Source organism: Amycolatopsis sp. NPDC058340, assembly GCF_042723975.1.
GTDB lineage: Bacteria > Actinomycetota > Actinomycetes > Mycobacteriales > Pseudonocardiaceae > Amycolatopsis.
Genome location: NZ_JBHXIB010000014.1, coordinates 127,944 through 145,673 on the forward strand (window position 1 = coordinate 127,944; position 17,730 = coordinate 145,673).

General features: G+C 69.4%; 17 protein-coding genes. 9 read left to right on the forward strand and 8 right to left on the reverse strand.

Annotated features, from left to right (window positions below):
* Positions 1–118: 118 nt before the first annotated feature.
* A complete protein-coding gene (locus ACFWIW_RS18855; RefSeq protein ID WP_378369592.1) occupies positions 119–928 on the reverse strand; it encodes an SGNH/GDSL hydrolase family protein in 810 nt (269 codons plus the stop codon).
* Between the two features lie 151 nt (positions 929–1,079).
* On the opposite strand from ACFWIW_RS18855, the gene ACFWIW_RS18860 reads away from it, so the two are divergent.
* Together ACFWIW_RS18860 and ACFWIW_RS18865 are read left to right on the forward strand one after the other, a co-directional pair.
* The gene (locus ACFWIW_RS18860) at positions 1,080–1,670 is read left to right on the forward strand and encodes a TetR/AcrR family transcriptional regulator (protein WP_378369593.1); all 591 of its coding nucleotides are present in this window, start codon (positions 1,080–1,082) and stop codon (positions 1,668–1,670) included.
* A 57-nt stretch (positions 1,671–1,727) separates the two neighbouring features.
* Positions 1,728–2,225 (forward strand): hypothetical protein, encoded by a 498-nt coding sequence (locus ACFWIW_RS18865; protein ID WP_016337027.1) that lies wholly within the window; start codon positions 1,728–1,730, stop codon positions 2,223–2,225.
* Positions 2,226–2,261: 36 nt separating this feature from the next.
* On the opposite strand, the gene ACFWIW_RS18870 is transcribed toward ACFWIW_RS18865, so the two are convergent.
* From ACFWIW_RS18870 to ACFWIW_RS18880, 3 genes are all read right to left on the reverse strand, one after another.
* Positions 2,262–3,368 carry a homoserine O-acetyltransferase gene (locus tag ACFWIW_RS18870; RefSeq protein WP_378369594.1) on the reverse strand — a complete coding sequence of 369 codons (1,107 nt, stop codon included), beginning with the start codon at positions 3,366–3,368 and terminating at the stop codon, positions 2,262–2,264.
* Positions 3,365–4,666: a bifunctional o-acetylhomoserine/o-acetylserine sulfhydrylase gene (locus tag ACFWIW_RS18875; RefSeq protein ID WP_378369595.1), complete on the reverse strand. Its 1,302-nt coding sequence runs from the start codon at positions 4,664–4,666 to the stop codon at positions 3,365–3,367. Before ACFWIW_RS18875 ends, ACFWIW_RS18870 begins: the two co-directional genes overlap by 4 nt.
* Positions 4,667–4,745: 79 nt before the next feature.
* Positions 4,746–5,144 (reverse strand): VOC family protein, encoded by a 399-nt coding sequence (locus tag ACFWIW_RS18880; RefSeq protein ID WP_378369596.1) that lies wholly within the window; start codon positions 5,142–5,144, stop codon positions 4,746–4,748.
* Between the two features lie 57 nt (positions 5,145–5,201).
* On the opposite strand from ACFWIW_RS18880, the gene ACFWIW_RS18885 reads away from it, so the two are divergent.
* From ACFWIW_RS18885 to ACFWIW_RS18895, 3 genes are read left to right on the forward strand one after another with little or no spacing between them, the layout of a single operon-like run.
* Complete coding sequence (locus ACFWIW_RS18885; RefSeq protein WP_378369597.1) at positions 5,202–5,552, forward strand: PadR family transcriptional regulator; 351 nt, start codon at positions 5,202–5,204, stop codon at positions 5,550–5,552.
* On the forward strand, positions 5,549–5,986 hold the full coding sequence (locus tag ACFWIW_RS18890) for a VOC family protein (protein ID WP_378369598.1): 438 nt from the start codon (positions 5,549–5,551) through the stop codon (positions 5,984–5,986). Before ACFWIW_RS18885 ends, ACFWIW_RS18890 begins: the two co-directional genes overlap by 4 nt.
* Positions 5,987–6,022: 36 nt before the next feature.
* Complete coding sequence (locus ACFWIW_RS18895) at positions 6,023–7,576, forward strand: PucR family transcriptional regulator (protein ID WP_378369599.1); 1,554 nt, start codon at positions 6,023–6,025, stop codon at positions 7,574–7,576.
* A gap of 110 nt (positions 7,577–7,686) precedes the next feature.
* On the opposite strand, the gene ACFWIW_RS18900 is transcribed toward ACFWIW_RS18895, so the two are convergent.
* From ACFWIW_RS18900 to ACFWIW_RS18910, 3 genes are all read right to left on the reverse strand, one after another.
* A complete protein-coding gene (locus ACFWIW_RS18900; RefSeq protein ID WP_007033850.1) occupies positions 7,687–7,914 on the reverse strand; it encodes a hypothetical protein in 228 nt (75 codons plus the stop codon).
* 117 nt (positions 7,915–8,031) lie between these two features.
* Positions 8,032–8,451, reverse strand: coding sequence for a pyridoxamine 5'-phosphate oxidase family protein (locus ACFWIW_RS18905; RefSeq protein ID WP_378369600.1), 420 nt, complete (start codon positions 8,449–8,451; stop codon positions 8,032–8,034).
* Positions 8,451–9,392, reverse strand: coding sequence for a zinc-binding dehydrogenase (locus ACFWIW_RS18910; protein ID WP_378369601.1), 942 nt, complete (start codon positions 9,390–9,392; stop codon positions 8,451–8,453). Before ACFWIW_RS18910 ends, ACFWIW_RS18905 begins: the two co-directional genes overlap by 1 nt.
* A 166-nt stretch (positions 9,393–9,558) precedes the next feature.
* Here ACFWIW_RS18910 and ald point away from each other — a divergent pair, with 166 nt between their 5' ends.
* From ald to ACFWIW_RS18930, 4 genes are all read left to right on the forward strand, one after another.
* Positions 9,559–10,674 (forward strand): alanine dehydrogenase, encoded by a 1,116-nt coding sequence (ald, locus tag ACFWIW_RS18915; protein ID WP_378369602.1) that lies wholly within the window; start codon positions 9,559–9,561, stop codon positions 10,672–10,674.
* A gap of 587 nt (positions 10,675–11,261) precedes the next feature.
* Positions 11,262–12,425, forward strand: coding sequence for an ABC transporter ATP-binding protein (locus ACFWIW_RS18920; protein WP_378369603.1), 1,164 nt, complete (start codon positions 11,262–11,264; stop codon positions 12,423–12,425).
* Positions 12,425–13,309 (forward strand): ABC transporter permease subunit, encoded by an 885-nt coding sequence (locus ACFWIW_RS18925; protein WP_005150670.1) that lies wholly within the window; start codon positions 12,425–12,427, stop codon positions 13,307–13,309. The genes ACFWIW_RS18920 and ACFWIW_RS18925 overlap by 1 nt, the downstream gene beginning before the upstream one ends.
* Before the next feature lie 181 nt (positions 13,310–13,490).
* Positions 13,491–17,156, forward strand: a complete 3,666-nt coding sequence (locus ACFWIW_RS18930; RefSeq protein WP_378369604.1) for an ABC transporter ATP-binding protein — start codon at positions 13,491–13,493, stop codon at positions 17,154–17,156.
* 241 nt (positions 17,157–17,397) lie between these two features.
* Here ACFWIW_RS18930 and ACFWIW_RS18935 read toward each other — a convergent pair whose 3' ends face one another.
* Positions 17,398–17,709: a hypothetical protein gene (locus ACFWIW_RS18935; RefSeq protein WP_378369605.1), complete on the reverse strand. Its 312-nt coding sequence runs from the start codon at positions 17,707–17,709 to the stop codon at positions 17,398–17,400.
* Between the last annotated feature and the right edge of the window lie 21 nt (positions 17,710–17,730).

Sequence of the window (17,730 nt, forward strand, 5' to 3'; positions counted from 1 at the left end):
ACTCCGGTGAAAATTTAACCCCCAAATATGGTCGATGGCCCCCCCCCCCCCCTCACGCGGTTCACCCCCCCCTCCCACCGGCTGAACCGAGGGAAGGGGGCCTTCACGCGCGAAACGGTCAGCCGATGGCGGAGACCAGCGGGTTGTAATAGCCGCCCCGCTGGCCGGTGGCGGTCGGGTGGTACGAGTTCACGATCGGCCAGGTGAGGCTGTGCAGGTAGTCGTCGGCCGACGAACAGATGTTGTGCCCGGTGAAGGCACCCCGCACGTCGACGAACTTCGCCCCGTTCGCCGCGGCACGGGCCGAGATCACCGACGCCAGCGCGTCGGAACCCGAGTTGATCGCGGTGCGCTTCGTGTCGCTCAGCCCGACCGAGCACGAACCCGGCACCGTGTAGAAGCGCGGGTACCCGAGCACGACCAGCTTCGCGCTGGGCGCCTTCGCCTTGATCTTGCTGTAGACGTTGTTCAGCAGCCCGGGAAGCGTGTTGTTCACGTAGGTCTTCGCGGTGTTGACCCGGTTGATGCAGGTCTGGTCGCTGCCGGTGGTGCAGGTGGTCATGACGTCGGCGAAACCGGCGTCGTTGCCGCCGACCGAGAGCGTCACCAGCGTGGTGCTGGAGGTGACGTTCGCGATCTGGTTGAGGACGTCGCCGGTGCGCGCCCCCGAGCACGCGACGAATTTGAATGTGGTCCCGGCGTGGGCGTTGGCCCACAGCTGGGGATAGGCGTTGGCACTGCGCATGCAGTCGCCCGAGTTCCCGTAACTGCCGGCACCCACGCCGGACGAGTACGAGTCACCGAGCGCCACGTAGTTGGTCGCCGCTTGGGCGGTGCCCGCGAGACCGAAGGTGGCAAGGACAGCGACCCCCAGGGCCGCACCTAAACGAGTGAAGGAAAGAGCTTTGATCCGAGCAGGGACGGCCATGGTCACTCCTTCGTGACAAGTTGACGAGAGACAGCATTACCAGGTGGTAACCCCACGCAAAAGGGTCATTTCCCCAGGTAGCCCACTTGGCTCAGGCTGGAAGTACGGCCGCGTGTTAGCGCTCGCTAACACGCGGCCTTAATATGGCCAGATGCCGGCGAACCCCACCCCACTCGTGAACGGCGAGAAGGCGAACAGGCGCGAACAGATCATGGCCGCCGCCGCCGAGCTCTTCGCCCACCACGGTTTCCACGGCGTCGGCATCGACGACATCGGCGCGGCCGTCGGCATCTCCGGCCCGGCGCTGTACCGGCATTTCCGCAGCAAGGACGCCATCCTCGGCGAGATGCTGAACTCGATCAGCCGCTACCTCCTCGACGGCGGGACGGCAAGGGCGAGCCAGCGGGACGAGCCGGGCGAGGTTCTCGAAGCACTGGTGAATTTTCACGTCGATTTCGCGCTCACGCATCCCGCGCTGATCACCGTCCAGGAACGCAACCTCGCCAATCTCACCGACAGTGACCGCAAGCAGGTCCGCGCCCTGCAGCGCCAGTACGTCGAGGTCTGGGTGCGCGCGATCAGCGACGCCGTCCCCGGGATCGGCGAGCGGCAGGCGCGCTCGGCGGCGCACGCGGTGTTCGGGTTGATCAACTCGACGCCGTACAACCGCCATCTCGGTGACAGCGAACTGGCCGAAATGCTCTGCCGTCTCGCGCTGGGTGCACTGCACTCCGCCAAGTGACCACGACCGGGTTTCGGCCTATCCCCACTTTTCCGTCCTCTGGTGTTTGATAGGCACGTGGAGCCGGACAGGAGCGAGTACGAGCGGAGGCTCGTCGAAAAGGCGCAGCGTGCGCTCGTGGCGATCAGCCTCGGGGAGGACGCCGAGGCGCTCGACGAGCTCATGCCGACCGCCGCCGAGCCGCAGGCCCGCTCCGACGAGACCAAAGAGCTCGTGATGATGCTGTTCGGCGAATGCAGCGCCATGGTGTCGACGCTGGGTGATGGAGGAAGTGCGCCGGTCAAGGTGCAGGTGTTCGACGAGGACGGCGAAGAGGTCTCGATCGACCAGGCGGACCCGCCCGTGCGGACGGCCGTCCGCACACTGCTGGCCGAGGTGCACGGCAACAGCGAGGCCGCGCAGGAACAGGTCGAGATCGCGCTCGCCAACGCCGCGCCGGACGAGGTCGACAGCCTCGTGCTGCAGGCGCTGCGGTGGACGATCCGGCTGTCGGCGGAATGCCTGGACCGGGACCTGCCGGTGGCGCCCTGGATCTCGGACGCGGTCGCGGACTAGGCCACGCCCTGAGCCTCGTGAGTGGTAAGGACGGTTCTAACCGTCCTTACCACTCACGAGCCCCTTCACCAACCGCGCTATCTGCTCGGTCTCGATCAGGAACGAGTCGTGCCCGTAAGGCGACGCGATGACGGCGAACTCCGCCCCGGCGACCCCGTCCGCGATGGCCCGCGACTGGTACAGCGGGTAGAGCCGGTCACTGTCCACCCCGGCCGCGACGGTGCGCGCGGTGATCCGGCCGAGCGCGTTCGCGACGCCGCCCCGCCCGCGACCGACGTCGTGGGTGTTCATCGATTCGGTGAGCACCACGTAGCTGCCCGCGTCGAACCGGCGTGACAGCTTCCCGGCATGATGGTCCAAATAGGACTCGACGGCGAACCGGCCGCCGCGCAGCGGATCTTCACCGTCCTGATGACGATGGCCGAAACGTTGCGCCAGTTCGGCTTCGCTGCGATACGTCGCGTGCGCGATGCGGCGCGCGATGCCGAGCCCGGCGTCCGGTCCGCCGCCGGGGACGTCGTGGTAGTCGCCGCCGTGCCAGCCCGGATCGGAGCGGATGGCGTGCAGTTGCGGTGCGGCCCAGGCGATCTGGTCGGCCGACGCCTGCGCGGTCGACGCGAGGACGAGCAGCGCCGCGACCCGCTCCGGCTCGCCCACCGCCCATTCCAGCGCACGCATCCCGCCCATGGATCCGCCGATCACCGCGGCCCACCGGCCGATGCCGAGCGTGTCGGCGACCGCGGTCTCGGCGGCCACCTGGTCCCGCACCGTCACGGCGGGAAACCTGCTGCCCCAAGGCTTTCCGTCCGGATGCGGTGAAGACGGGCCGGTCGAGCCCTGGCAGCCGCCGAGCACGTTCGGGACCACCACGAAGAACTCGTCCGTGTCGATCGCCTTGCCCGGCCCGATCAGGCCGTCCCACCAGCCGGGGCTGACGTGACCTTCCTCCGCGGGGCCGACGGCGTGACTGTCCCCGGTCAGGGCATGCTCGACGAGAATCGCGTTGGAGGCGCGGGGATTGAGCGTTCCCCAGGTCTCGTAGGCGAGCGTGAAGGGCAGCGTCCCGCCGGTTTCGAGCGCCTGGACGCCGCTGACGAAGCGGCGGCGCCCAGGTGGCTCTCCTTCTCGCCAAGCACCGGTCACAGAGCGGCCTTGGCCGCCCGGAATCCGGCTTCGAGATCGGCCTTGAGGTCCTCGATCCCTTCCAGCCCGACGGCGAGCCGCACGAGACCCGGCGTGACACCGCTCGACAGCTGCTCCTCCGGCGTGAGCTGGCTGTGCGTCGTCGAGGCGGGGTGCACGATCAGGCTGCGCACGTCGCCGATGTTGACCAGCTGGCTGTGCAGTTCCGTACCGTCCACAAAGGCCCGTCCGGCTTCGACCCCGCCGCGCAGATCGAACGACAGCACCGCGCCGGCCCCCTTCGGCAGGTACTTCTTCGCGGCCTCGTGATACGGGCTCGACGGCAGCCCGGCGTAGTAGACCTTCTCGACCTCGTCGCGCTGCTCCAGCCATTCGGCCAGCGCCTGCGCGTTGGACACATGCCGCTCCAACCGCAGCGAAAGTGTCTCGATCCCTTGCAGGATCAGGAAACTGTTCAGTGGCGCGATCGCGGCGCCGGTGTCGCGCAGGATCTGGACGCGGGCCTTGGCGGCGTACGCGCCCGGGCCGAGCGCCTCCCAGTACTTGAGACCGTGGTAGCTCGGGTCGGCCTCGTTGAACCCGGGGAACCGCGCGGGATCCTTGCCGAAATCGAAGGTGCCGCCGTCGACCAGCACCCCGGCGACCGTGGTGCCGTGCCCGCCGAGGTACTTGGTCGCCGAGTGGACCACGATGTCGGCGCCGTGCTCGATCGGGCGCACGAGGTACGGCGTCGGCACGGTGTTGTCCACGACCAGCGGGACACCGGATTCGTGCGCGGCATCCGCGACCGCGCGGATGTCGAGCACGTTGCTGCCCGGATTGGCCAGCGTCTCGGCGAAGAACAGCTTGGTGTCGGGCCGGACGGCGGCCTTCCACTGCTCGATGTCGTCCTGGTCCTCGACGAACGACACCTCGATGCCGAGTTTCGGCAGCGTGTAGTGGAAAAGGTTGTACGTGCCGCCGTACAGCGCCGGGCTGGAGACGAAATGGTCGCCGGCGTTCGCGAGGTTGAGGATGGCCGCCGTCGTGGCCGCGGTCCCGGAGGCGAACGCCAGTGCCGCGACCCCGCCTTCGAGCGCGGCGAGCCGCTGCTCCAGCACGTCCTGTGTGGGGTTGTTGATCCGGGTGTAGATGTTGCCGGGCTCGGCGAGGCTGAAGAGATCGGCGCCGTGCTGGCTGTCGCGGAAGACGTACGAGGTGGTCTGGTAGATCGGGGTCGCCCGCGCGCCGGTGGCGGTGTCCGGCGCCGCACCCGCGTGGATCTGCTTGGTCTCGAACGACCATCCGTCCGCGCTCATCGCGATTCTCCTAGCGGCTCAAGGGGTTTCGGCTGTTGGCACCGAAGCTAGCTCCGCCGGACGGAGCACCCAACCGCTCTCAGGAGGTGGGATTCCTTTCCTGGAGGGCGAACCTGTTGCCCTCCGAATCGGTGAACATCGCCCACCAGCCCCACGGCTGCTTCTCCGGCCTGGCCGGGAACTCGACGCCTTTCGCCGAAAGCTCCTCATACGTCTTTTCGATGTCGTCGGCGTAGAAGAAGAAATTGCCCGTCGGGAGTTCGTCCCGCACTTCGAAGCGCTTGAGGTCCTCCGGCGCGGTGCTCAGGACGAGCGACGTCACCCCATCGGCTGACGTGACCTCGACCCACCGGTTGCCTTTGTCGTCGTACGGCACGTCGGTGGTGATCTCGAATCCGACGACCTCGGACCAGAACCGCTTCGCCCGCTCTTGGTCCCGCACCCCGACCACGATCTTGTGCACGCCACGAATCGCCACGTCCGGCTCCTTTGTATCCATCATGGATATAACGAGATCGGAGTGTATGCTTCGCGGATGGCCGACGGCAACCCGCAGCTCACCCCCGCGGCGTTCCAGACCCTGCTGGCGCTGACGAAGGGGCGCGCACACGGCTACGCGATCATGGGTTTCGTCGACGAGGTGAGCGGCGGCACCGCCCAGCTCGGGCCGGGCACGCTGTACCGGACCCTCGCCCGGCTCGTCGCCGACGGCCTGGTCGAAGAGGCCCCGGACGCGAGCGAAGACCAGCCGCACGACTCGCGCCGCCGCTACTACCGGCTGACCCGCACCGGCCGGGCCGTCGCCGCCCGCGAGGCGGAGTTCCTGAGCAGGCTCGTCGCGGTCGCCGACCAGGCGGGGCTGCTCAAGCGTGCGGAGTCGGCGTGAGCCGGGCGCTCGGCTTGACGCCGCATCTGTTCGTCAAGGACGTCGACGCGTCGCTTTCCTTCTACGGCAAGGCGTTCGGCGCCGTGGAACTGTTCCGCAACGTCCTGCCGAACGGCGTCGTGCTGTTCGTGGAGGTCGCCGTCGGCGACGCGCGGCTGCTGGTGAGCCAGGAGATCCCGCAGCTCGACGCGCTCGCCCCGTCGACGCTGGGCGGCACGCCGATGCTGCTGACCTTGGAGACCGAGGATCCCGACGACCTCTTGCGGCGCGCGGTGTTCGCGGGTGCCCGGGTGGAGGCGCCGGTCGAGGAGATGTTCTTCGGCGAGCGCTACGGCCGGATCGTCGACCCCGACGGCCACCGGTGGGCACTGACCACCAAACGCGAGCGATTCACGCCCGAGGACATCGACGCGCGGACGCCACGCGAGGTCTGACGTGTGCGGCGGTCCCACCTGCTGGACAATCGCCCTATGGTTTCCGTGCGCAGTGTCGTCGACCGGGTGGGGCCGACGCTGCTGCACGCCCTCCAGATCCCCGAGGAGTCCCCCGCCGTCGGGGACGTCGTCATCGCCGAACCCGGCAACACCCTCGCCGCGGGGGACCTCGTCCTCGGCGTCGCGATCACCGAGACCCCGGACGCCGCCGAACTCGTCAAGCTCAGCGCGGCCAAAGGTGCCGCCGCCGTACTGCTGAAACCCCCGCTCGCGGCGAAACCCTCGGTGAAACGGGCGGCGAAATCGGCCGACATCGCGTTGATCGAGGTGCGGTCGGCGACGTCGTGGGCCCAGCTCGTCTGGCTGCTCAGGACGGTCCTCGACGCGCTGGCCGACGAGTCGGACGCGCTGGAGGACGGCGGTGGCCCCGGTTCCGGTGACCTGTTCCGGCTCGCGGACGCGGTCGCTTCGGTGGTCGACGCGCCCGTGACCATCGAGGACACCAACTCGCGGGTGCTCGCGTACTCGGCCCGGCAGGACCTGACCGACTCCGCGCGCGTGTCGACCATCATGGGCCGCCGCATCCCGGACGACGTGCTCGCGCGGTTCCGGTCGCGAGGGGTGTTCCGCGAGCTTTCCCGCGGGCGGCAGACGATCTTCGTGCCCGCGCAACGCGACGGCACCCTGCCCCGGCTCATCGTGCCGATCCGGATGGGCGGCGAACTGCTGGGCTCGATGTGGGCGGTCGTCGCGGGCCCGGTCTCCGACGAACGCGCGGCCGCTTTCGCCGACGCGGCCCCCGTCGTCGCGCTGCACCTGCTGCGCCGGCGCGCGCACACCGATTCGCAACGCCGCGTCTCGGCCGAACTCCTGCGCGCGGTCCTCGAAGGGAAGGCCAGCCCGCGCAAGGCGATCGCGGAACTCGACCTGTCCGAGGAGCCGCATCGCGTGGTCGTCATCGAGGTCTCCGGCGGCGACGGCCGCGACGACGAGGGCCTGCGGCTCGCGCTCCTCGAACGGATCTCGCAGGGGGTCGGCAGGCGGCCGGTGGCCACCGAACTCGGCGGCGTCCTCTACGCGGTCGTCCCGGACGGCGACGGCTGGGAAGAACTCCGGGCGGCCCTCGAAGCCCTGCCGTCGTCGCGGAAGGGCGGGACACCGCGGGCGGCCGCCGGTTCGGCCTGCGAAATCGGCGAGCTCGCGACTTCACGGCTCCAGGCCGACGAGGCGCTGGGCCTGCTTCGCGCGAAGCTCGTCCCTGGCCGCGTCGTGGTCTTCGACGAAGCGTGGACGGCCCTTTCGCTGCATCGCGGCGCGACGGCGGCGAGCACGTCGAAGGTCGCCGAGCTCGGCCCGCTCGGCCTGCTGCGCGCGCACGACGAAGCCCACGAGAGTGGCTACGTCGACACGCTCTACCAGTGGCTGCGGCATCCGGGAGACCCGCGCGCGGCCGCGAAGGAACTCCGGATCCATCCCAACACCCTGCGATACCGGATGCGACGGCTGCTCGACCTCGTCCCGCTGGATCTCGACGATCCCGACGTCCGGCTGGCGCTGATCACGCAACTCGTTTCCCTGCGCTGGAGTTAATTCCACTACAAACCGCTCGATAACGAAAACTTTGTAGCGCGACAATCCGCGGCCGGACGTCAGGAAAGGGCCTTTCAGTCGGGAAAGGCCCTTTCCTGACATTCGACGGTTCAGTGCGCGCTGGCGCGATATCCGTCCTCAATGGTCTGCCGTACCGCGGCGAGCAGATCGGCACCGGGGTAAAGCGGCAAAAGAACACCGGGGCCACCGTCGACGCGAAGCGCGGCTTCGTAACCGTGCCCGGGGGTTTCGACAAGGCCGACGATGACATCGGCCGGATTGCCTTCGGTGTCGACGGTGCGGACACGCCGCTCCCGCCGCCAGTCCTGATTTGTCATGCGGAACAGAATGGCAGCTTACCGGCCAGTAAGATCAACATCTTGACTCGATCGTGCTGCATTTACCGATCCGCAGGTTGCACGACCGCGCCCACCCCCAGCGAACGCGGCCGTGCGTCATACCCGATAACCGAGGTCTTCGGCGACGAATCTCTTCGGCACCATCCGGACCCAGACGGTCCCTTTCACCTCGGGATCATCGTGCAGGTAAGAACAAAACCGCGCATCCCATTTGTGCTCGTCGGGACCGAGATACCGGCTCAGCAGCCGCCGTCCACGCGGGACGTCGAACGGCAGCACCTCGGCTTCACCGCGCGCGAGCACCTGCCGCACCAGGCCGGTGCCGACATCGCAGACGTCGACGGTCACCGCGATCGACGGCGAATCGCGGACCAGACCGGCCAGCCGCGCCCACGGTCCGGTGAGGAACCAGAAAGCCCGTTTCTCCCAGAGGTACCAGGCCGGGCGCACGGTCGGCCCGGCCGCGGCGACCCTGGCCGTCAGCGGACCGGCGAGGAATTCGTCGACGTCGAACATCAGACCTCGAGCAACGTCTTGCCGAGCGCGCCCCGCGACTGCATGACCGCGTGCGCGTCCGCCGCCCGTTCGAGCGGGAACCGTTGGCCGATCACGGGTTCCAGCCGTCCGGCGGCGGCTTCGGCGAGCGCGGACTCGGTGAACGCCCGCATCTCGGCCGGTCCGCCGAGGCCACGGATCACCGTGACCCCGCGCGCGGCGGCGTCCTCTTCGGACACCTCCGTCCACGAACCACTCGACAGGCCGTAGATCAGCATCCGGCCGCCCGGCTTCAGCAGGCCGAACGACGCCGTCCCGATCTCGCCGCCGACCCCGTCGAACACGACGTCGACCTCGCCCGCCTTCGCCGCCCAGCCCGGCTCGCGGTAGTCGACCGCCAGATCGGCGCCGCGCTCCCGGACGTGCCCGGTTTTCGCCGCACCGCCCGCCGCGCCGACGACCTCGGCACCCGCGGCCTTGGCGAGCTGGACGACCAGCCCGCCGACCCCGCCGGCCGCGGCCTCGACCAGCACTCGCTCCCCCGGCCGGATCCGCGCGGCGGTCACCAACGCGGTCGCCGTGCGGCCGTCGGCGAGGATCGCCACCGCGGCGTCGAGGGCAAGGCCGTCCGGCACCTCGAAGACGGCATCGGCGTCGACCGCGACCCGTTCCGCGTAGCCCCCGGAACCGCCGGTGGAGGTCACGACGCGTTTGCCGACCAGGCCGAGGTCGGCCCCCTCGCCGACCGCGCTGATCACGCCGCCGACGCCATTGCCCGGGATCAGCGGCGGCTCGGCGCGGAACGGCCCGCCACCGCCTGCCCGGAACTGCGTCTCGACGAACGTGATGTTGGCGAACGCCACCTCGATCAGCACCTGGCCCGCTGCGGGTACCGGATCCGGGGCGTCGCCCGCGACGAGCACTTCCGGCCCGCCGAACTCTTTCAACCACACGGCTCTCATGTCACCCAAGGTGCAATCTCCAGTTGACTGGAGGTCAAGCGATTGTGCCGGGAAAACCATGATCGGTTCTCGATCCTGTCGCGGGCGGACGATGACACCGCCGTCCGGGTGGCTCACCGTGAGTGGCAGCACCTTTGTTCGCAGAACCGTCGCCAGGAGGCTTTCCGTGCGTATCGCCGTCCCCCGTGAGATCAAGAAGCACGAATACCGGGTGGCGCTCACCCCGGCGGGCGTGCACGAACTGACCGGGCGCGGGCACGACGTGTTCGTCGAGACCGGTGCCGGCGTCGGCTCGTCCATCTCCGACGACGAGTACGTCGCCGCGGGCGCGAAGATCCTCGCCACCGCGGAGGAGACCTGGTCCGAGGGCGAACTCGTGCTCAAGGTCAAGGAGCCGATCGCCGAGGAGTACCCGCGGCTGCGCGCCGACCAGGTGCTGTTCACCTACCTGCACATCGCCGCGGACCGGCCGCTGACCGACGCGCTGCTGGCCGCGGGCACCACCGCGATCGCCTACGAGACGGTGCAGACCCCGAACCGCGCGCTGCCGCTGCTCGCGCCGATGTCCGAGGTCGCCGGACGGCTGGCGCCGCAGGTGGGCGCGTTCTCCCTGATGAAGCCGAGCGGTGGCCGCGGTGTGCTGCCCGGCGGCATCCCCGGCGTCCACCCGGCGCGTGTGGTCGTGATCGGCGGCGGTGTCGCCGGCCTCAACGCGGCGCGGGTCGCGCTCGGCCTCGGCTCGGACGTCGAGATCCTCGACACCAACGTCGACCGGCTCCGCCAGATCGACAACGACTTCGGCGGCCGCATCCGCACGGTGACCTCGAACGCGCTGTCGGTCGAGCAGTCCGTGCTGGAGGCCGACATGGTCATCGGCGCGGTGCTCGTGCCCGGCGCGAAGGCCCCGAAGCTGGTCTCGAACGACCTCGTCTCGCGGATGCGCCCGGGCAGCGTGCTGGTGGACATCGCGATCGACCAGGGCGGTTGCTTCGCCGACTCGCGGCCGACCACGCACGACGAGCCGACCTACAAGGTCCACGAGTCGGTGTTCTACTGCGTCGCGAACATGCCGGGCGCGGTGCCCCGCACGTCGACCTACGGCCTGACCAACGTGACGCTGCCGTACGCCGTGCAGCTGGCGGAGCACGGCTGGAAGAAGGCGCTGCAGGCCGACGCTTCGCTGGCGAAGGGCCTCAACACGCACGCGGGCGCGCTGACCAACGCCCCGGTCGCGGCCGCGCACGGCCTGGCCGCCACGGATCTGGCCGACGTCCTGGCCTGACCCCCACGCCACACTCCCACGCGAGGGACCTTTGCCAAGAGCAAAGGTCCCTCGCTCCTTTTTTGACAGCTTCACCAACTCTGGCACCGATGGTCACCAGGCCACGGCGCCCCGCGCCGTAGGCCACCCCCTCGCCAACCGGCGCCGACCGCACCGCGGGGGTCCGGGGGGCTCGGCCCCCCGGGTGATACGACGAAGCCCCACCTCCGGAAAGGTGCGCAAGCACCGACCAAGGTGGGGCAAAGGGGCTGAGGGCGGCCCGCTCGACCAGCCTGGGGGTCACTGGGAGCGGGCCGCCTCCTACATCGTAGGTAATAAGTCGCCGTCGCGCTGCATGGGGTTGCCATGTCTTCCGAATTATTTCTTCACAGACCACTGGTGCGGTCGGTGATTTTCCACGCTTTGCGTCGTATATCCGGTAGTCAGCGGCCGTTCGGTGCAGCGGTGGGTGCGCTGGAGGGCGGATTCGTCACCCCATGGGACGTGACGAAGGTCGCTTTCGGCGGATTGACCCCTTCCTCGGGTGCGGGCTCACCCCGTGAGGCAGGATGTCGCGTGATCGGCCTTCGTCAACAAAAGGGGACGGTATGCACGACGGCAGTGGCCGCATCGCGGTGCAGAACCTGAGCAAGCAGTTCGGTGCGGTCAACGCGGTCCAGAATCTGAGCTTCACGGTGGAGCCCGGTTCGGTGACCGGCTTCCTGGGGCCCAACGGGGCCGGGAAGACGACGACGCTGAGGATGCTGCTCGGGCTGGTGACGCCCACGAACGGCACGGCGACCATCAACGGGCGCCCGCACGACCAGCTGGGGAATCCGGCGCGGGTCGTCGGTTCGGTGCTGGAGAACGAGGGTTTCCACCCGGGACGCACGGCGCGGAATCACCTGCGCGTGTACTCGGCGGCCATCGGGATGCCGGATCAGCGGGTGGACGAGGTCCTGGGGCTGGTGGGTCTTTCGTCGGCGGCGGACCGCAAGGCGGGCGGGTTCTCGCTCGGTATGCGGCAGCGGCTGGCGCTGGCGACGGCGTTGCTGGGGAATCCGCAGGTGCTGGTGCTGGACGAGCCGACGAACGGGCTCGACCCCGAAGGCATCCTGTGGCTTCGGAACTTCCTGCGCGCGTACGCGCGTGAGGGGCGCACGGTGCTGGTCTCGAGCCACCTCCTGAACGAGGTGGAGCAGACGATCGACCAGGTCGTGATCATCAGCCAGGGCATGACGCGCTACAACGGCTCGCTGGACCAGTTGCGCAAGAGCAACCAGTCCCGGGTGCTGGTGCAGTCGGCCGACGCGAGCGGCCTCGTCTCCGCGTTGCAGGAGGCGGGGATCACGCAGGTCGCGCCGATGCCGGACGGCCGGGTCGCGGTCTCCGGCGCGACGGTGCAGCAGATCGGTGACGTCTCCGCGAAGGCGAGCATCGCGGTCTACGGCATGCAGGAGGAGACGGCGGATCTGGAGCGCATGTTCTTCCAGCTGACGCAGGGCCAGTACGCGGCGCCGCCGCCCGGTTTCCAGCAGGGCCCGCCGCCGGGCTACCAGGGTCCGCCTCCGGGTTATCAGGGCCCGCCGCCCGGGTATCAGGGGCCGTCTCCCGGCTACGCGCCGCAGAACACGCCGCCGCCCGGTTTCGCGCCGCCGCAGCAGTTCCAGCAGCAGGGTCAGCCGCCGCAGCAACCGCAGTACCAGCAGGCGCCGCCTCAGCAGCAGGCGCAGCAGCAGGGCCAGAACGAGGGCTGGGGAGGCCAGGGCTGATGGGCAACCTGATCAAGGCGGAGTTCCGCAAGACGCTCACGCTCAAGGCGTGGTGGGCGCTGATGATCCCCGCGGTGGTCTTCGCCTTCGCGTTCGCCCTGTTCTGGGGCATGGTCACCAACGACTTCAGCGACTTCCTCGGCCGTTCGGACACCCGCGAGCTGACCGAGGCGCTCGGCATCTCGACCGGTGAGCTGCCCGTCGGCCTGCTCGCCCTCGGGCACGGCATCAACATCGGCACGATGATCCCGATCATCTTCGGGGTCTTCGCCCTCGCCGGCGAGTACACGAAGAAGACGATCACGACGACGTTCCTCACCGCCCCGAACCGGGTTTCGGCGTTGAGCGCGAAGATGATCACCTACATCGCGTGGGGCGCGATCTACGGCGTGATCATCGTGGGCGCGGCGAGCCTCGGCACCGTGATCACGGTCGACAGCCAGCGCCTGCCGACGGCGGGCCAGTGGCTCGGCGTGCTCGGTGCGGGTGTCCTCGCGACGATCCTGGCGACCCTGTTCGGTATCGGGGTCGGCGCGGTCTGGCGCAGCGTGGTCGGCAGCATCATCACCCTGACCATCTGGATGCTGGTGGTCGAGAACGTGCTGGTGTTCGTCATGTTCGGCGCCGCGGACATCACCTGGCTGGGCGGCGTCCTGCCGAACGGCACGGTCAACGGCATCGTGGGCGCCATCGGCGCGGAGGCGTTCGGCGCCGCCGGCGTGAAGGTACCCGGCCTGCAGGACGAGACGGCGTGGGCGCTGCAGTACGCGGCCGGCGCGCCCGGCGCGTTCTCGTGGTGGGCCTCGGCGCTCATCTTCTTCGGCTGGACGATGATCTTCTTCCTCGCCGGCTGGGCCGTGAACCAGAAGAAGGACATCACCTGAGTCACACTCACACGTGACCTGAAAGGCCCCTTCATCGCGAAATCCGCGATGAAGGGGCCTTTCATCGCGTTCGGCCCTGCGCGAACCGGCCGGTCCTGTCGGTGCGGACGCATAGGCTTGCGGAGTGACCACTGCTCCACCTCGTCCCCGTCAAGCCAGTCCGGCACGTGAGACGGCCCCGGTGCCCACCGGAGGCTGGATCCGCCGCCTGGCCGCTTCGTGCTGGAAACATCCTTGGCTCGTCGTGCTCTCGCTGGGCGCTGCGATCATCGGCGTCGGGCTCCAGGCCGCCGGTCCGCTGCTGATCCGCGAGGCGCTGGACGACGCCGTCGCGGGAGACACCTCCCGGCTCGGCCTGCTCGCCGCAGTCATGGCGTTGCTGCAGGTGCTGACATTCGGCAACGCCTTCGCCCGCCGGTACGTCGGCGGGCGGCTGGCCCTCGACGTCCAGCACGACCTGCGCCGCCAGGTGTTCGGCGCGGTCTCGCGGCTCGACGGAGGCAAGCAGGACGCGCTGCGCACCGGCCAGGTCGCCTCGCGTGCGATCTCGGATCTGCAGCTGGTCACGTCGGTCCTGATGCAGGTGCCGCTCTCGGCGGGCTCGGTGATCTTCGCGCTGCTGTCGCTCGGCGCGATGCTGTGGATGTCCCCGACACTGACCCTGATCGCGATGGTGGTCGCCCCGGCGATCGCGATCATCATGGCGGTGAGCCGGAAACGGCTCTTCCCCGCGACCTGGGCGGCCCAGCAGCGGGCGGCCGACGTCGCTCAGCAGGTCGAGGAGACCGTCACCGGCGTACGCGTCGTGAAGGGCTTCGGTCAGGAAGCGCGCGAAGTCGCGAAGCTGGAGAAGACGGCGAGGAAGCTCTTCGCCGAACGCATGCGCGCGGCCCGGCTCTCGTCCTTGCCGACGGCCACCACGGCGGCCCTCCCCGCGGCGGGTCAGGTCGCGGTGCTGGCGGTCGGTGGCATCCTGGCGTTGAAGGGCGAGGTCAGCCTCGGCACCTTCCTGGCGTTCGCGACCTATCTGTCCATCCTGATCGGCCCGGCGCGGATGATCTCGAGCCTCGTCGTCCAGGCGCAGCTGACCAGGGCGGGCGCGGAACGCGTCAACGAACTCATCGACGCTCAGCCCGACGTCGTCGACAGCCCGGACGCGCGACCGTTGCCCGAAGGCCCGCTCGGTGTCCGGCTGGAGGACGTCTCCTTCGGCTACACGCGGTCGGATCCCGTGCTCGACGGGCTCACCCTGGAGGCGCGGCCTGGCGAAACACTCGCGCTGGTCGGCACGGCCGGTTCGGGCAAATCCACGATCTCCTTGCTGCTGCCCCGGTTCTACGACGTGCATAGCGGTTCGGTCCAGGTCGGCGACCTCGACGTCCGCGACGTCCGGCAACACGATCTGCGCAGCGCGATCGGTGTGGTCTTCGAAGAGGCGTTCCTCTTCTCTTCGTCGGTACGCGACAACATCGCCTACGGCAGGCCGGACGCGAGTGACGAGGAGATCCGCGCGGCCGCGCGGGCGGCGGAGGCGGACGAGTTCATCCAGCGCCTGCCCGACGGCTACGACACGCTCGTCGGCGAGCGCGGGCTCACGTTGTCGGGCGGTCAGCGGCAGCGGCTCGGTCTCGCCAGGGCGCTGATGACCGATCCGCGGGTCCTGGTGCTCGACGACGCGACCTCCGCCATCGACACCGTCACCGAGGCGGCGATCCACGACACACTGCGTTCGGTCACCGCGAGCCGGACGACCCTGCTGATCGCGCACCGCCGCTCCACCCTCGCCCTCGCCGACCGGATCGCCGTGCTCGACAAGGGCCGCGTCGTCGACGTCGGCACCGAGGAGGAGCTGCTCGCGCGCTGCCCGCTGTTCCGCGAACTCGTCGCCGGTCCGGGTGACGACGTCGAGGAGCCGCATCGCTGCGAGGGTCTCGACTGCGGTCCCGCCGGGATCACCCCCGCGCTGTGGCCGGAGCAGGACAAGGCCGACGAGCTGGCGGGCGAGCGGAAGGGCTCGGGCGGAGAATGGGATGTCGACCTGCCGCCGAGCGAAGAACTCATCGAAGGCGTCCGGAGACTGCCGCCCGCCACGGACGTCCCGCGTTTGCCGGGCACCGATGTCACCGCGCCCGAACCGAAGTTCCGCCTCGGCCGTCTGCTGAGGCCGGTGCGCGGACCGCTCGCCGTGGTGATCGGGCTGGTCGCGGCCGACGCGCTGGCCACCATCGCGATGCCCGCGCTGTATCAGCACGGCATCGACAACGGTGTACGCGCCGGCGCGGAGGCGGTGATCTGGCTGGCCGCCGGGATCGGCGCGCTGGTGATCCTCACCGACTGGCTGGTGGTGTACCTCCAGACGAGGATGACGGCGCGGGTCGGCGAGACGGTGCTGTACTCGCTGCGCGTGCGCAGTTACGCCCATCTGCAACGGCTCGGGCTCGACTTCTACGAACGCGAACTGTCCGGGAAGATCATGACCCGGATGACCACCGACGTCGACGCGCTCTCGACGTTCCTGCAGACCGGTGTCGCGCAGGCCGTGGTGAGCGCGCTGACGCTGGTCGGGATCGCGGCGGCGCTGATGATCACCGACATCGGGCTCGCGGCGTACGCGCTCGCGGTGCTGCCGATCCTCGTCGTGGCGACGGTGATCTTCCGCCGCGCGTCGTCCAAGGCGTACACCGAAGCCCGGGAACGGGTCAGCGTCGTCAACGCGGACATGCAGGAGAACGTGAACGGGCTGCGGGTCGCGCAGGCGTACACGCGTGAGGAGCGCACTGCCGAGAAGTTCGCGTCCCGAAGCGACGAATACCGGCGTTCACGGCTTCGCGCCCAGCGTCTTGTCGCGACGTACTTCCCTTTCGCGGCAATGCTTTCCGGGCTGGCCGAGGTCGTCGTGCTGATCGTCGGCGCGAACCGGGTCGCGGCGGGCACGCTGTCGGCCGGTGTGCTGGTGGCGTTCCTGTTGTACCTGGGCCAGTTCTTCTCGCCGATCCAGCAACTGTCCTCGGTTTTCGACGGCTACCAGCAGGCGCGGGTCGGCCTGACGCGGATCGGCGATCTCCTGCGCACGCCGACTTCCGTTCCGCAGGCGGAAAACCCGGTCGCGATGCCGGAGCGCCTGCGCGGCGAGGTCTCCTTCAAGGACGTCGATTTCGCTTACACCGCAACGGACGAGCCTGCCCTTTCGCAGCTGTCACTGGAAGTCGCGCCCGGCGAGACCGTCGCCCTGGTCGGGGCGACCGGCGCCGGGAAGTCGACGGCGGTGAAGCTCGTCGCGCGTTTCTACGACGCGACAGGCGGTGTGGTCCGGATCGACGGGACCGACATCCGCGAGTACGACCTGTCCGCCCTGCGCACGCGAATGGGCGTGGTACCGCAGGAAGCGCATCTGTTCTCGGGAACCGTCGCGGACAATGTGCGCTACGGCAGGCCTTCCGCGACGGACGCGGAGGTCGAGGAGGCGGTCCGGTCCGTCGGCGCGCTCGACGGGGTCGCCGCGCTCCCGGCCGGTTTCCACCAGCCCGTCGGTGAACGCGGACGGTCCCTTTCGGCCGGGCAACGGCAACTCGTCGCCCTCGCCCGCGCCGAACTCGTGGACCCGGACGTCCTCCTGCTCGACGAGGCGACCGCGGCGCTCGACCCGTCCACCGAAGCCGCCGTCCTGCGCGCGACCGAACAACTCGCGCGCCGCCGGACGACGTTCGTGGTCGCGCACCGCCTCGCCACCGCCGCCAAGGCGGACCGGATCGTGGTGCTGGACCACGGCCGGATCATCGAACAGGGCACGCACGCGGAACTCGTCGCCGCGGGCGGCCACTACGCACGCCTTTGGTCCCTCGGCTGACCAGCCTCGTGAGTGGCGAGGACGGTTCTAACCGTCCTCGCCACTCACGAGGCATTGCCGCCCCCCGGCCGGGCTGCGCGCCGCGTGCCGTCCGCCCAATCACACGTGCCGTCCGCCCAATCACGTGTGTCACGCCTCCAATCACGCGAGTCGCGCCCCTAATCACGCGTGTCACGCCCCTAATCACGCGTGTCACGCCTTCAATCACGTCAGAACGCCACTCACGACACCACGGCCACGCTCACCCGGCCACGAGATCGAGCTGGAACTGCGCCCCCGGCGCTTCCGGCTCCCACCCGCGCGCCAGCGCCAGCCGGATCGCGCGTTCGACGTCCGAAGGCAGGACCGCCTTCGACGGCACCCCCAGGTAGTTCAACGGATGCGCGTGCTCCGTCCGGACCACCAGCACCGCACCCCGCGCGTCCTCCAATTCCACCCCGTACGAAAGGAAATACCCACCGTCCTGTGCGTAGGTGGGTTTCCGCCGGACGATCCACCGGTAAGCGGTTTCGTCGACCACGATCCGTCGCGATCCCTTGCGCAGCAATGCCATGAAGCCAGCATGCCCAGCGGG

What these genes read in the sequence shown, in the direction of transcription:
- ACFWIW_RS18925 (WP_005150670.1), top strand. Translation starts at nt 12,425, where the DNA reads ATGGGCAACCTGATCAAGGCGGAGTTCCGCAAGACGCTCACGCTCAAG.
- ACFWIW_RS18905 (WP_378369600.1), bottom strand. Translation starts at nt 8,451, where the DNA reads ATGTTCGACGTCGACGAATTCCTCGCCGGTCCGCTGACGGCCAGGGTC.
- ACFWIW_RS18875 (WP_378369595.1), bottom strand. Translation starts at nt 4,666, where the DNA reads ATGAGCGCGGACGGATGGTCGTTCGAGACCAAGCAGATCCACGCGGGT.
- ACFWIW_RS18910 (WP_378369601.1), bottom strand. Translation starts at nt 9,392, where the DNA reads ATGAGAGCCGTGTGGTTGAAAGAGTTCGGCGGGCCGGAAGTGCTCGTC.
- ACFWIW_RS18860 (WP_378369593.1), top strand. Translation starts at nt 1,080, where the DNA reads ATGCCGGCGAACCCCACCCCACTCGTGAACGGCGAGAAGGCGAACAGG.
- ACFWIW_RS18895 (WP_378369599.1), top strand. Translation starts at nt 6,023, where the DNA reads ATGGTTTCCGTGCGCAGTGTCGTCGACCGGGTGGGGCCGACGCTGCTG.
- ACFWIW_RS18855 (WP_378369592.1), bottom strand. Translation starts at nt 928, where the DNA reads ATGGCCGTCCCTGCTCGGATCAAAGCTCTTTCCTTCACTCGTTTAGGT.
- ACFWIW_RS18900 (WP_007033850.1), bottom strand. Translation starts at nt 7,914, where the DNA reads ATGACAAATCAGGACTGGCGGCGGGAGCGGCGTGTCCGCACCGTCGAC.
- ACFWIW_RS18885 (WP_378369597.1), top strand. Translation starts at nt 5,202, where the DNA reads ATGGCCGACGGCAACCCGCAGCTCACCCCCGCGGCGTTCCAGACCCTG.
- ACFWIW_RS18935 (WP_378369605.1), bottom strand. Translation starts at nt 17,709, where the DNA reads ATGGCATTGCTGCGCAAGGGATCGCGACGGATCGTGGTCGACGAAACC.
- ACFWIW_RS18920 (WP_378369603.1), top strand. Translation starts at nt 11,262, where the DNA reads ATGCACGACGGCAGTGGCCGCATCGCGGTGCAGAACCTGAGCAAGCAG.